The following is a 13,322-nucleotide window of genomic DNA, read 5'->3' as shown; positions in this document are numbered from 1 at the left end:
GGTCGGCGCCCAGCCGCCGGAGGTGTCCCATGAGCATGGCCAACCGCCTGCAAAGCTGCCTGACGCAGCATGCATCCCGCTACGAACTGCTTCCCCACAGCCTGACCATGACCACGCGCGAAGCCGCGCGCCGCGCCGGCGTTCCGCCGCAGCAGATGGCCAAGCCGGTGATCCTCGATGACTTCCAGGGCCATTGGCTGATGGCGGTGATCCCGGCCACCCGGCAAGTCGATCTGCAAAAGGTGCACAAGCTGACCCGGCGCAACTGGCGCCTGGCCCGCGAAGGCGATTTCGCCGCGCGCTTCGACGACTGTGCGCCGGGCGCGATTCCACCGGTGGGCAATGTCTTCGGCCTGGAAACCCTGATCGACCAGTCGCTGGGCGAGCAGCCGGACATCTACTTCGAAGCCGGCGACCACGCCGCCCTGGTGCACATGAGCGGCCGCCAGTACCTCGACCTGATGCCCGAGGCCAAACAGGGGCGCTTCTGCGAATAGCCAGTCAGTGGCGGCAGCGGGTCGCCAAGGCGCGAGTAGTGGTGCATGAACACTCTGGCATCCGAGGGGTTGGCGTCCGCTCGGATGGATCCGCTGTGGCCGAGGCGGCTGCTCCCATTGGTAGCAGCCGCCGCCATGGGACGATGAGCTACTGAGTGGCTCGTCGGGCCCGGCTGCGAGCGTTGGTGAAGCGTTGCTGACGCTTCTGCGCCTAAAGGTCCGTGGCCGTGGGGCAAAAGGGGGTCTAAAGAAGTATTTCCTTCCCTGGCCGACTGGGTAACGTGGCTGCTGAGAACTGCGAGAACGTCATGAGCAGCCCTGCCGAAACGCCCACGCGGACACGCCATGCCAGACTGGCCAATGGCATGCCCGTCACCCTTGTCGAGGACCCGCGCAGCGACCGCGCGGCGACCCTGGTGCGGGTCGCCGCCGGCAGCCACGACGAACCGCCGGCGTATCCGGGGCTTGCGCACTTCCTCGAGCACCTGGCGTTCCTCGGCGGTCGCGAGTACCTCGATGGCGAGCGCCTGATGCCCTGGCTGCAGGCGCGGGGCGGCCGGGTGAATGCCAGCACCCAGGCGCGCCATACGGACTACCACTTCGAAGTGCCCGGCGCTTGCCTGGGCGACGGCCTGGCCCGGTTGTTCGACATGCTGGCCAAGCCGCTGCTCGATCCCGCCGCCCAGCGCAGCGAGCGCGAGGTGCTCGATGCGGAGTACCACGCCCGCTCGACGGACAGCACGACCCTGATCGACGCCGCCCTGGCCACGGCGGTGGCCAGTGACCATCCGATTCGGCGCTTCGTCGCCGGCCGCCGCTCCAGCCTGCCGGTGGAGGAAGCTGCCTTCCAGCAGGCGTTATGGCAATTCCACAAGCGCTACTACCAACCCGCCAACCTGACGCTCTGGCTGCAGGGGCCGCAGGACCTGGACGAGTTGCAGGCGATGGCCGAAGCGCACTTCGGCGGATGGCCGCAGCGCCCGGCGTCCATGCAGGAACTGCCGCCATCGCTAGTGCCGCTGACCGACGAGAACCTGAGCCTTCGCCTGCCGGGCGCACCCCGCCTGGTGCTGGGGCTCGTCGTCGACGCGCTGAATCCTGCCGCCGAGCAGACCCTCGACGTGCTGGGCGATCTTCTCGCCGACGAGGCGCCCGGCGGCCTGATGGCGGATTTGGGTGAGCGTGGGTTGTGCGACTGCGCGACGCTCCGCGTGGTTTTTCGCGGGGCAACGGACGCGCTCTTGGCCGTGACTTTCGAGTTGGCGGAGGAGGGCTGCGAAGCGGCCGTCGAAGCGGCCTTCAACGACTGGCTGGCGGCGCTTCAGGCGTGCCCCGAGCCGGTTCTCGCTGCGCGCCTGCCGCTCGTCGGCCTCGACCGCCTGGAGCCCATGGAGCAATTGCGTGAGCGAGTCCGTGGTTTGCCGGCGCCGCTTTCATCGCCGTTGCTGCCCGCGATGCTCGTCGCTCCGCGCATTCGCCTGCTGGTCTCACCGGATGCCGAAGGTGTCTCCACCCAGGCGTCCGGTTTCGCCCTGGTAATCGGTCGCCTGCCGGTCGTGGAGCCGCCACCGGTAGACGGGGCGTGGCGCTTCGTCATGCCCGAGCCGGCGAGCGAGCAGGCCAACGGGCGTCTGCACATGCGCTGGCGCTTCGCCGAGCGTCCCTGTCGCAGCCACTTCCTCGTCCGGCGCCGCGCCTTGCGCGCACTGGCGGGATTGGCGCGCTTGCGCGGCATTAGCCTGCGCATCGATGACGAGGGCAGCGACTGGACGCTGACCGTCGAGGGGGCAGGCGATCGCCTGAGCGACATCCTGGGACAGGCGCTGCCGATCCTGCGTCAGCCGGGCGCTGCCTTCGCCAATCAGGGATTGCGCCTGCTGGCGCGGGAGCGGTCGGCCTCGGAGCTTCCCATTCGCCGTTTGCTCGGGGCGTTGCCGTCGATCCTGGCCGGGCCGGGCCAGGTGGAGCCCGACTGGGCGGCCGCACGCTGGGATGCGCTTGCGCTGGGCGTGGCGCCGCCCGAGTCGGCAGCCGGCCTTGGCGAGCCTGCGACCTGCCCGCTGTTGCCGCCGCCGCTCGATGCAGGCCGGCACTGGCACAGGGGGGCGGGCGAAGGGGAGGCGGCCTTGCTGCTGTTCTGCCCGCTACCGGACCGGAGCGTGACCTGCGAGGCGGCCTGGCGGTTGCTCGCGCGGACGCTCGAGACAGACTTCTACCGCCGGCTGCGCAGCGAACTGAATCTGGGCTATGCGCTGTTCTGCGGTTTTCGCCAAGTGGCTGGCTGGCGCGGCATCCTCTTCGCCGTGCAATCGCCCCATTGCGCCCCCGACGAATTGCTCGGTCACCTTGAAGCCTTTCTCCAGGGCGCTGCGAAAACCTTGCACGAGCTCGCCGACAGCACCGTGCAAGTGCTCGCCGAAGCGCTGGCCAGCTCCTTGGCGCCAAGTGGCCCGACCTGGGCTGATCAACTCGCCGGCGTCGATGACGGCCACGCCCAGGCACTCTCCGAGGTCGCGGGCCGCCTGAGCCGCGCCGATCTGCTCGCCGCCCATGCCGAACTGCTGAGCGAGCAGGGCGGCTGGTGCCTGCTCGCCAGCGACGCCTGACCCTCCTTTCCCTGCGTTCGTACCGCTACCCGGGGCCTCGTGCTCCGGTCGGCATGCCTGCGACTTTCGTTCGGCCCCGCCGGCCATGCTGCCAAGGTGCCGCTACCGCCGCGACCAAGGCGCCGAGCCCCTGGTCGCGGGAGTGTCATGGACTGCCGCAGCGCGCCGGGGCCCCCGGCGCAAGCAGCGCAGAATCGCGCCCAAGGCAGCGTATGGTCGCCGCCGCCGCGTTTCGATAATCGCCTCCGCCTCGACCGGCCCACCGGTCATTCATCCCTGCGGAGTGCGCCATGAACAAGAACAACACCGCCGTTCGCCTTTTCCTGCCCCTGTCCCTGGGCATGCTGGGTTGCCTGCAGCCGGCCTTCGCCGACATCAAGCTGTACGACAAGGACGACACGACCTTCTCCACGGACGGCTACTTCAACACCTTCTACGTCAACAGCGACGTGAACCGCGAGGGCGAGACCCTGGACCGCCGCCAGTCGCGGGTGAAGATGGGTTTCCTGCCCAACTACATCGGCTTCAACTTCGGCAAGAAGGTCGATGACCTCACCCTCGGCGGCCGCTCCTCGTTCTGGGTCACCATCAACGACGGCGAGCAGGACGGCACCAGCACCGCCATCGACGTGCGGCAGTTCTACGGCACCGTGGCCAGCGACTGGGGCGAGGTGCTGATCGGCAAGGACTTCGGCCTGTTCGCGCGCTCCAACATCTTCCTCGACGAACTGCTCGCCGGCTTCGGCAACGCCAGCGACACCCTGGGCCTGGTGGATGGCAAGGGCGTGTCCTTCGGCAACATCGGCACCGGCTACCCGTACCCGTTCCCGACCTCGCAGATCACCTACCGCAACAACAACCTGGTGGATGGCCTGCGCATCGCCGTGGGCCTGATGGACCCCATCGACACCAACCAGATCGACAAGGACGCCAGCAACGGCCTGGACGACAAGGCCTACCAGGACAATCCGCGCTACGAGAGCGAGGTGAGCTACCAGTTCGACCTGTCCGGCGCGCAGATCTACAGCTGGGTCAACGGTGCCTACCAGACCTCGAAGAACACCAACGACCAGGTCGAGGACGTCACCTCGAAGGGGCTCGGCTATGGGGTGCAGGCGAAGTTCGGCGGTTTCTCGCTGACCGGTTCGGGGTTCGCCGCCAAGGGCATCAACCCGTTCTTCACCAACAATGCCGGCGAAGCCGCGCTGCGCAATGTCGACAGCCGCGGCGTGCTGCTGCAGGGCTCGTACAGCTGGGGCAAGAACCGCCTGGCGCTGTCCGCCGGCAAGACCGAGGACGACGGCAATGGCCTGGGCACGCCGGCCGACTACTCGACCAAGGGCATCGCCTATTTCCGCACCATCAACGACAACCTCAAGCTGGTCGCCGAGTACAACCTCTACCAGATCGACGGCCGCGACGGCTCGACCCTGAGCGAGGACACCGACACCCTGGCCCTGGGCGCGGTGCTCAACTGGTAACTCCCGACTCCTTTGGCTCCATTTTCGGCGGGAAGGCCTGCATGGCTCCCGCCGTTTTTTTTGGCCGTGCTGCGGCCGGGAGGCGCAGGCGCGGCACCTCCTACCTTCGGAGGAGCCCGGCACGACCCAAGTAGCATGGGGCCACGCCTGGCGCCTTCGTATGATTCAGGCGTGACGAATCCGCGGTCGGGGCAAGTTTATGCAGCAAGGGCAGGGAGAAGGTGTCGTCAGGGGCATGTCCAGCGCCCGCGAGGCGGAGGCGGTGGCCCAGGACCTGGCGCGCCAGCTGATCCATCCGCACCTGGGGTTCGTCCTGTTCTTCTGTTCGGCCGAATACGACCTGACGGCGCTGGCGGCCGCCCTGGAACAGTATTTCGGCGGCATCGAACTGGTCGGCTGCACCACGGCCGGGGAGATCACGCCGCAAGGCTACGGGCGCGGCTGTGTCAGCGCCGTGGGCTTCGACGTGCGCAGTTTCGTCGTGTCCAGCGCGCTGATCGACGAGATGGAGCGCTTCAGCCTGATCGACGCGCAACAGATGGTCGAGTCGCTGGTAGCCGGCTGCCGCAGCGCCGAACTGGCGCCGATCAAGGACCACAGCTTCGCCCTGACCCTGCTCGACGGCCTCTCCAGCCGCGAGGAAGTGGTGCTCGCAGCGCTAGGCGCCGCTCTGGGCGCCATCCCGCATTTTGGTGGGTCGGCCGGTGACGACAACCACCTGACCCACACGCACGTCTATTACCGGGGCCAGTTCCATACAGGCGCGGCGGTGGTGCTGCTGTTCAACACCTGGCTCGACTTCGAGGTGTTCACCACCCACCACGTGGTGCCGCGCGGCGAGAAGCTGGTGGTGACCCACGCCGACAGCGCCAGCCGCCGCGTGCTGGAGCTCAATGCCGAACCCGCGGCGCTGGAGTACGCGCGGTTGATCGGCGTGCCGCCTCAGGAGCTGAGCTTCGAGCTGTTCTCCGCGCATCCGCTGGCCGTGCGCATCAAGGACCAGTACTACGTGCGCTCGATCCAGCAGGTCCACGACGACCTCAGCCTGACCTTCTACTGCGCGGTGGAGACGGGAATCGTCCTCACTGCCATGAGCACCGGACCGCTGCTGCCGAATCTGCAGGCGCAGTTCCGCCGCCTGCATGAACGCCTGGGCCCGCCCTTGCTGACCATAGGCTGCGACTGCTTCCTGCGTCGGCTGGAGCTCGAGGTCGCCGGCGATACCGCGGCGACTTCCGAGTTCCTTCGCAGCCAGCAGGTCATCGGCTTCAACACCTACGGGGAACAATTCAATGGCATGCACATCAACCAGACCTTTACCGGGGTCGCCATTGGACGCCCCCACGGTGGAATCGCTCGCTGAGCTGCAGGCGCGCATCGACGAGCTGGAGCGCGACAAGCGCAAGCTGCAGCGCATCAACGCCGCGCTGATCGAGCGAGTCGAATCCAACCCCTCCGGCGGCGATGGCGCCTACGGCTTCTTTCAGCATTCGGTGGTGCTCGCCGAGCAGGTACGCGAGCGTACCGATGCGCTGAGCCAGGCGATGGTCGAGCTGAAGTCCAGCAACCAGTTGCTCAGCGACGCTCGGCAACGCGCGGAAACCGCGCACCAGCACCTGCTCGACGCCATCGAGAGCATTTCCGACGCCTTCGTGCTGTTCGATCCGCAGCAACGCATCCTGCTGTTCAACGAACGCTTCCGCGCGCTCTGGGCGCCGACCCGCGCGCGCCTTTGCTCGGGGACCCGGCTGGCGGAGGTGCGGCGCCTGGCGCAGAGCAGCGGGCTGTTCGTCGAGGAGCAGCACAGCGCCGACGAGCAGCACACGCTCTATCGCCTGCGCGACGAGCGCTGGCTGCGCATGAGCGAACGGCCGACGCGCGATGGCGGCCTGGTAGTGCTCTACACCGACATCACCGAGATCAAGCAGAGCGAGACCGCGCGCCGCGAGCAGGCGGTGGCGCAGAAGTCGCACCTGCTGCAGCGCGCCGTGGACAACCTGTCCCAGGGCGTGGCCATGGTCGGCGCCGAGGGTACGCTGGAGCTGTGGAACCGGCGTTTCCTGGAACTCTGCGGACTGGCGCCGATAGGTGCGCACCGGCCCTTCGCCGACGTGATGGTCGAGAGCGGCCTGCCGTTGCTCACCCCGCGCAGCCGTGGCGCCGATGGCGCGCCGCTGGGTGTCCTGGAGCAGCGCCTGTTCGATGGCCGCATGCTGGAGATCCGCACCCACGCGCTGCCCACCGGCGGCTTCGTCAACACCTTCACCGACATCACCGAGGGCTATCGCCACGCCGAGGCGTTGCGCGAGAGCGAGCGCTGGATCCGCCTGATCACCGACCAGGTGCCGGCGCTGATCGCCTACCTGAACGCCGAACTGGTCTACGAGTTCACCAACAAGGTCTACGAACAGTGGTACCGCTGGCCCAGCGGCTCGATGCTCGGCCGCAATCTGCGCGACGTGCACAGCGCCGAGCACTGCCAGCGCCTGGAGCCGTACTTCGAGCGGGCGCTGTCCGGCGAGAGCGTCACCTTCGAGATCGCCGAAACCAACCTGTCCGGCCAGGAGCGCTACATGCAGCGCTCCTACGTGCCCAATCGCCAGGCCGACGGCCAGGTCGTGGGTCTGTTCGTACTGATCCGCGACATCACCGAGCGCCGGCGTACCGCCGAGGCGCTCCACCAGGCCTACCAGAACCTCGAGCAGCGCGTGCGCGAGCGCACCGCCGAGCTGACCAGCCTGAACGACCAGCTCAAGCGCGAGATCGACGAGCGCAGCCAGGTCGAGGCGCGCCTGCGCGAGGCCAAGCGCGAGGCCGAGCAGGCGAACCTGTCGAAGACCAAGTTCCTCGCCGCGGTCAGCCACGACCTGCTGCAGCCGCTGAACGCCGCGCGGCTGTTCACCAGCGCCCTGCAGGAACGCGACGCCATCGGCAGTGGCGGGCTGGTGCGCAATATCAGCCATTCGCTGGAAGACGTGGAGAACCTGCTGGGCACCCTGGTGGACATCTCCAAGCTCGACGCCGGGGTGATCAAGCCGGACATCACGTCCTTCGCGATCAGCGACCTGCTGGACAACCTCGCCGCCGAGTACCGCCAGGTGGCCGCCAGCGAGGGCCTGCGCCTGGACTTCGTGGCTTGCGACGCGCAGGTGCGCAGCGACCCGCAGTTGCTCGCGCGGATACTGCGCAACCTGCTGTCGAACGCCATCCGCTACACCCCCGAGGGGCGCGTCCTGCTGGGCTGCCGGCGGCGCCGCCATACGCTGTCCCTGGAAGTCTGGGACACCGGCACCGGGATCGCCGCCGAGAAGCTCGGCGAGATCTTCCAGGAGTTCAAGCGCGGCGACAGCCAGCGTTCGCACCAGGACCGCGGGCTGGGGCTGGGCCTGGCCATCGTCGAAAAGATCGCGCGCATGCTCGGCCACCGCATCCAGGTCGCGTCGGTGCCGGGCAAGGGCTCACGCTTTGCCATCGAAGTGCCGCTGGCGCGAAGGATGCCGCGCGCGCGACCGGAGCCGGTGCCGCAGGCCGAGCGCCTGGTGGAGCGCCTGCAGGGCTCGCGGGTGTGGGTGCTGGACAATGACGCGGCCATCTGCGCCGGCATGCGCACGCTGCTGGAGGCCTGGGGCTGCCGGGTGGTGACGGCGCGGTCGGAGGAAGACCTGGCGCGCCAGGTGGACAACTTCCACGCCGAGTCCGACCTGCTGATCGTCGACTACCACCTGGACGACGGCTGCAACGGCGTCGATGCAGTGGCCTCGATCAACGCCCGGCGCGGTACGCCGCTGCCGGCGCTGATGATCACCGCCAACTACAGCAACGAACTCAAGCAACAGGTCCGCGACCTGGGCCACACGCTGATGCACAAGCCGGTGCGGCCGATGAAGCTGAAGACTGCGCTGTGTCATCTTCTGGAGCGCGCCGAAGGGTAGGGTGTAGGCCGTTCGCGGCTTGCGGCCTACGCCATCAGGCGCGCTGGGGAGCGGGGGCGCGGACCTTGGCGCGGAGGATCAAGGCGATGCCGCCGAGCACGGCGAGCGATACCAGCAGCAGGCGCAGGCTGATGTGCTCGCCGAGCAGCAGGGCGCCGGACAGCGCTGCCAGCACAGGCACGCTGAGTTGCACCGAGGCGGCCTGGATCGCTGAAAGCCCTGGCAACGCGGCGTACCAGATGGCGTAGCCGATGCCCGAGGTGACGGCGCCGGAAAGCACCGCGTAGGCCAGCCCCGGCAGGTCGGCCTGCAGGCGGTCATGGAAGATCAGGGCGAGCAGGGCGGCGAAGGCGATGGCCCGCAGGAAGTTGCCGGTGGTGGCCGCCAGTGGATCGCCCGCGTTGCGCCCCAGCAGCGAATAGAACCCCCAGGCGACGCCCGCCAGCAGCATCAACAGGGCGCCCAGCAACGGCGGCGCACCGGCACTGGGCAGCAGCTGCACCAGCAGGCCGCCCAGGGCCAGGCCAAAGCCGAGCAGGGCCTGGTTGGCCAGGCGCTCGCCGCGCAGCAGGCCGACCACCAGCATGGTCACCTGCACGGCACCGAACAGCAGCAACGCGCCGGTGCCGGCATCCAGTTGCACATAGGCATACGAGAAAGCGGCGGCGTAGACGAACAGCGCCGCCGCCGCGCGCCAATTGCCGCCAGCCTGGGCGGCATGTCCGCGCAGGCGCAGCAGCAGGCCGAGCATGAGCGCGCCGGAGAGGATGCGGATGCCGGTGAAACTCACCGCGTCGAGCTGGGTAGCCTTCAGGGCCAGGCGGCAGAGCAGCGAATTACCGGCGAAGGCGAGCATCGCCAGCGCCGTCAGCAACAGGGTCCGCTTGGCGGGCATGGGCGCTCCTCAGCGACGCAGGTAGGCGGTGAAGTCGATGTCGCTCGCGCTCAGGATCGCCTGCACGCGGTTGTGCACATTGAGTTTGCGCAGGATCGCCGAGACGTGGGCCTTCACGGTGGTTTCGGCGATCTCGAGGTTGTAGGCGATCTGTTTGTTCGACTCGCCCTTGGTCATGCGTTCCAGCACCAGCAGTTGCTTGCGCGTCAGCGCCTGCAGCAGCTCCGGCGGGATGCCGTGCTCTTCGTGCTGGCTGCGGCGGGGCGAGCTCTTCTGCGTGCGGATGATGTCCGAGGGCAGGTAGACGTTGCCGTTGAGGATCTGCTCGATGGCCTCGGTCATCTGCGCGCGCGGCGAAGACTTGGTGATGAAGCCGACGGCGCCGTAGGTGATGGCTTGCAGCACCACTTGCTTGTCCTGCTCGGCGGAAACGATCACCACCGGAATGGTCGGCGCCTCGTTGCGCAGGTTCATCAGGCCGCTCAGACCGTGCATGCCGGGCATGTTCAGGTCGAGCAGGATCAGGTCGAGGTCGTCGTGCTCCTGGGTCAGGCCCAGGGCGCTGTCGAGGTCGGCAGTCTCCATCACTTCGCTGCCGGGGAAGCCGTCGGAGATGACGTTGTGGATCGCCTCGCGGAACAGCGGGTGATCGTCGGCGATCAGGATCTTGTACATGGCCTTCACCTCGTTGTTGTCGTTATGGGCGGCACGTGGGGGGGAGTCAGGGGAACGGGTGCGGCTGGGCTTCCTGCAAGGGTAGTCCGGCCTGTTCCCAGGCATCGATACCGTCACGGTACCAGTAGAGATTTGAATAGCCCAGCGCGTGGGCACGGCGAACTGCGTTCCAGCTCGCCCAGCAGTCGGAGCGGCAGTAGAACACCAGGGGACGGGTCGGGTCGTCTTCGGTCAGGCGCTGCAGGTTGTCGCGGAAATAGGCCTGCCAGGGCGGGCTGAGCTGTCCGTCACCGGTGTTCGACAGCCACAGGCTGCCGGGGAGGTTGCGGTGCTCCTCGTTGGCGACGAAGCGGCCGTTGAGCCAGGTGCGCCGGTAGACGTCCACCAGCCGGGTGCGTGGTTCTCGCGCGAGCAGCGCGCGCAGGGCGGCGGTGTCGAGGGTGGTTGCGTGGTCGGCGTTGGCCGGGGTCGGGCTGCGGTAACGGCTCAGGCGGTAGCCGTCGCTGGAGAACAGCGGGTCGTCGGCATGCGCGGCGGAGGTGCCGAGCAGGTACAGGCCCAGCAGCGCGCATAGCAGGGCAGTGGCAAGGCGAGGCATGGTGGCATCTCGATATTTATTCTTGTAGCTGCCATTACAAGGCAGGCGCGCTGCTTTGGAAATTCGACGTTGAGAGGGGGGAACCAGTACCAAAGTAGGAGATTTCACCCCTTGCGTAGCGCGGCGTGCTGCGGATTGAAAGTGGCCACCGCCAGGCTCGCGAAAAGCAGCGTGAGGCCCAGGCAGACGCCCAGGGCCAGTGGGTTCAACCGCTCGTATAGCGCGAAGCGGACCAGTTCCACCGCGTGGCTGAACGGGTTGAGCGCGCACAGCCAGTACAGGCCCTGGCTCGCCTCGCGCATCTTCCACAGCGGATAGAGCGCCGAGGACAGGAAGAACAGCGGGAAGATCACGAAATTCATCACCCCGGCGAAGTTCTCCAGCTGGCGGATGCCGTTGGACAGCAACAGGCCGAGGGCGCTGAGCAGCAGGGCCGCCAGCAGCAACGCCGGCAACGCCGTGAGCAGGCCCCAGGGCGGTGGCTGCACGCCGTAGAGCCAGGCGATGGCGAGGAACGCGTAGACCTGCAGCAGCGACACCAGCGCGGTCGCCAGCAACTTGCTGGCAAGCAGGTAGGCGCGCGGCAGCGGGCTGGTCAGCAGCACGCGCATGCTGCCCATCTCGCGGTCGTAGACCATCGACAGCGAGCCCTGCATGCCATTGAACAGCAGGATCATGCAGCACAGGCCGGGGACTATGTAGGTCTCGTAGGTCACGTAAGTGTCGTATGGCTCGATGATCGAGATGCCCAGCGCGGCGCGGAAACCGGCGGCGAATACCAGCAGCCAGAGCAGCGGGCGCACCAGCGCACTGAGGAAGCGCGAGCGCTGCAGCACGAAGCGCAACCACTCGCGCACCACGATGCCGCGCAGGCATTGCCAGTAGGCGCCGGGGCCGAAGGCGGGAGCCTTGGCGTTCATGCGCAGGCCTCCATTCGGGTCAGGCGGGCGAAGGCGCGGGGCAGGTCGCCGCCGTCCTGGGCGCTGATGGCCGCCGCTTCGCCCTGGGCGACCAGGCGGCCACGGTCGAGCACCAGCAACTGGTCCTCGCTGTGCACCTCGTCGAGCAGGTGGGTGGTCCAGAGCACCGCCAGGCCTTCGTCGCGGCAGAGCTGGCGCACGTGTACGTTGAGCGCCATGCGTGCCGCAGGGTCGAGGCCGACACTGGCCTCGTCGAGCAGCAGCAGGCGCGGACGATGCAACAACGCGCGTGCGATCTCGACACGCCGGCGATGCCCGCCGTTGAGCGTGCGCACCTTGTCGCGGCGGCGCTCCTGGAGGTGCTGGCGCGCCAGTTCGCTGTCGATCCGTTCGTTCGCCACGCTGCGCGGGATGCCGTGCAGGGCGGCGTGGTAGCGCAGGTTCTGCTCGATGCTCAGGTCCAGGTCCAGGGTGCTCTGCTGGAACACCACGCCGAGCTGGCGCAACGCCAGGCGCGGCTGCCGCTGCAGGCTGCAGCCGCCGACCTCGATCTCGCCCTGCTGCAGGTCATACAGGCGGGTGAGCAGGGCGATCAGGGTCGACTTGCCGGCGCCGTTGGGGCCGAGCAGGGCGGCGAAGCGCCCGGCCGGCAAGCTGAAGTCGATGGCGTCCAGCGCTTGCCGCGCGCCGTAGGCGAATCCCAGGCCACTTACGTTCAGCGCGTTCATGGCGTCACCACCACGCCCCAGGGGTAGCGTCCGACCTTGATCGAGCGGGTGACCTTCAGCGAGTCGACGTCGATCACCGAAACGTCACCGCTCACGCCGTTGGTGGCCAGCAGCTGCTTTTCATCCGGGGTGAACGCCAGGTGCCAGACGCGCCGGCCGACCAGGAGGTAGTCGAGCACCTCGAAGGTCTTCGCATTCACGACCGCCACGTGGTTGGCCGGGCCGAGCGCGACGAACGCGTACTTGCCGTCGCGGCTCAGCGCGACCCCGACCGGCTGGATCTTGTCCGGGTGCACGCCCTTGATGGCGAAGCGCAGGGTCTTGAGGATCTTGCGGCTGGCCACGTCGACCACGCTCACCGTGCCGCCGATTTCCGCGGAGGCCCAGACCTGGCTGCCGTCCTTGTTGAATTCGACATGGCGCGGGCGCTGGTCGACCAGGGTGCTGTCCACCAGCGTCTGCGTGGCGGTGTCGATCCAGTGCAGCATGTTGGTGGTCTCGCTGGTGTTCACCGCCCACTTGCCGTCGGGGCTCACTGCCATGCCTTCGGGCTCGACGCCGACGTTGATCTGGCCGAGCACCTTGGCGGTCTGCGTATCCACCACGGTGACCAGCGCGTCGTCTTCGTTGGAGATGTACAGCCAGCGGTCGTTGGGGTGCAGCGCGAACTGCTCGGGGTCGGCGCCGGAGGGCAACTGCTTGACGATCTTGCCGCTCGCCAGGTCCATCACCTGCACGGTGTCGGAGTCGCTGGCGCAGATGTACAGCAGCTTGCCGTCATGGGACTGCACCAGGCCGCGCGGGCGCTTGCCGGTGGGCAGGGTGCCGGTGACGGTCATGCTGTCGAGGTCGATGACGCTGAGGTTGTTGTCCTTCTCGTTGGACACATAGGCCTTGGCAGCGAACGCCGGCGGTGTCTGACAGAGCGCGGCGCCAAGCAAGGAAACAGCCAGCAGGCGGGGCAGGGCGGAAGGGAGCATGGGCGGGGTC

At 67.9% G+C, this 13,322-nt stretch carries 11 protein-coding genes; 5 read left to right on the top strand and 6 right to left on the bottom strand.

Annotated features, from left to right (window positions below; genetic code table 11):
- Positions 1 to 29: 29 nt before the first annotated feature.
- The 5 genes from ACA097_RS26990 to nahK all read left to right on the top strand — a co-directional run bounded on the left by ACA097_RS26990 (position 30) and on the right by nahK (position 8,516).
- Positions 30 to 497, top strand: coding sequence for an aminoacyl-tRNA deacylase (locus ACA097_RS26990; RefSeq protein WP_371367317.1), 468 nt, complete (start codon positions 30 to 32; stop codon positions 495 to 497).
- A 308-nt stretch (positions 498 to 805) separates the two neighbouring features.
- Positions 806 to 3,103, top strand: a complete 2,298-nt coding sequence (pqqF, locus tag ACA097_RS26985; RefSeq protein ID WP_371367315.1) for a pyrroloquinoline quinone biosynthesis protein PqqF — start codon at positions 806 to 808, stop codon at positions 3,101 to 3,103.
- Between the two features lie 290 nt (positions 3,104 to 3,393).
- Complete coding sequence (locus ACA097_RS26980; protein ID WP_043252491.1) at positions 3,394 to 4,584, top strand: porin; 1,191 nt, start codon at positions 3,394 to 3,396, stop codon at positions 4,582 to 4,584.
- A 199-nt stretch (positions 4,585 to 4,783) separates the two neighbouring features.
- Positions 4,784 to 5,947 carry a nitric oxide-sensing protein NosP gene (nosP, locus tag ACA097_RS26975; RefSeq protein ID WP_371367313.1) on the top strand — a complete coding sequence of 388 codons (1,164 nt, stop codon included), beginning with the start codon at positions 4,784 to 4,786 and terminating at the stop codon, positions 5,945 to 5,947.
- Positions 5,877 to 8,516, top strand: coding sequence for a hybrid sensor histidine kinase/response regulator NahK/ErcS' (gene nahK, locus ACA097_RS26970; protein ID WP_371367311.1), 2,640 nt, complete (start codon positions 5,877 to 5,879; stop codon positions 8,514 to 8,516). Before nosP ends, nahK begins: the two co-directional genes overlap by 71 nt.
- 34 nt (positions 8,517 to 8,550) lie before the next feature.
- Here nahK and ACA097_RS26965 read toward each other — a convergent pair whose 3' ends face one another.
- From ACA097_RS26965 to ACA097_RS26940, 6 genes are all read right to left on the bottom strand, one after another.
- Positions 8,551 to 9,411: an EamA family transporter gene (locus ACA097_RS26965; protein WP_371367308.1), complete on the bottom strand. Its 861-nt coding sequence runs from the start codon at positions 9,409 to 9,411 to the stop codon at positions 8,551 to 8,553.
- A 9-nt stretch (positions 9,412 to 9,420) separates the two neighbouring features.
- A complete protein-coding gene (gene agmR / locus ACA097_RS26960; protein WP_043252498.1) occupies positions 9,421 to 10,086 on the bottom strand; it encodes a response regulator AgmR in 666 nt (221 codons plus the stop codon).
- A gap of 46 nt (positions 10,087 to 10,132) precedes the next feature.
- Positions 10,133 to 10,684, bottom strand: coding sequence for a PQQ-dependent catabolism-associated CXXCW motif protein (locus ACA097_RS26955; RefSeq protein WP_371367306.1), 552 nt, complete (start codon positions 10,682 to 10,684; stop codon positions 10,133 to 10,135).
- 104 nt (positions 10,685 to 10,788) lie between these two features.
- Complete coding sequence (locus ACA097_RS26950) at positions 10,789 to 11,604, bottom strand: ABC transporter permease (RefSeq protein ID WP_371367304.1); 816 nt, start codon at positions 11,602 to 11,604, stop codon at positions 10,789 to 10,791.
- Entirely contained in the window at positions 11,601 to 12,332 is a 732-nt protein-coding gene (locus ACA097_RS26945; protein WP_371367302.1) for an ABC transporter ATP-binding protein, read from the bottom strand. Before ACA097_RS26945 ends, ACA097_RS26950 begins: the two co-directional genes overlap by 4 nt.
- Positions 12,329 to 13,312: a YVTN family beta-propeller repeat protein gene (locus ACA097_RS26940; protein WP_371367300.1), complete on the bottom strand. Its 984-nt coding sequence runs from the start codon at positions 13,310 to 13,312 to the stop codon at positions 12,329 to 12,331. Before ACA097_RS26940 ends, ACA097_RS26945 begins: the two co-directional genes overlap by 4 nt.
- Positions 13,313 to 13,322 lie beyond the last annotated feature (10 nt).

This window comes from Pseudomonas sp. QL9 (genome assembly GCF_041409665.1).
Taxonomy (GTDB): Bacteria; Pseudomonadota; Gammaproteobacteria; order Pseudomonadales; family Pseudomonadaceae; genus Pseudomonas; species Pseudomonas knackmussii.
Note: the sequence above shows the minus strand (reverse complement) of the source record. Positions and strands in the feature narration are given on the sequence as shown.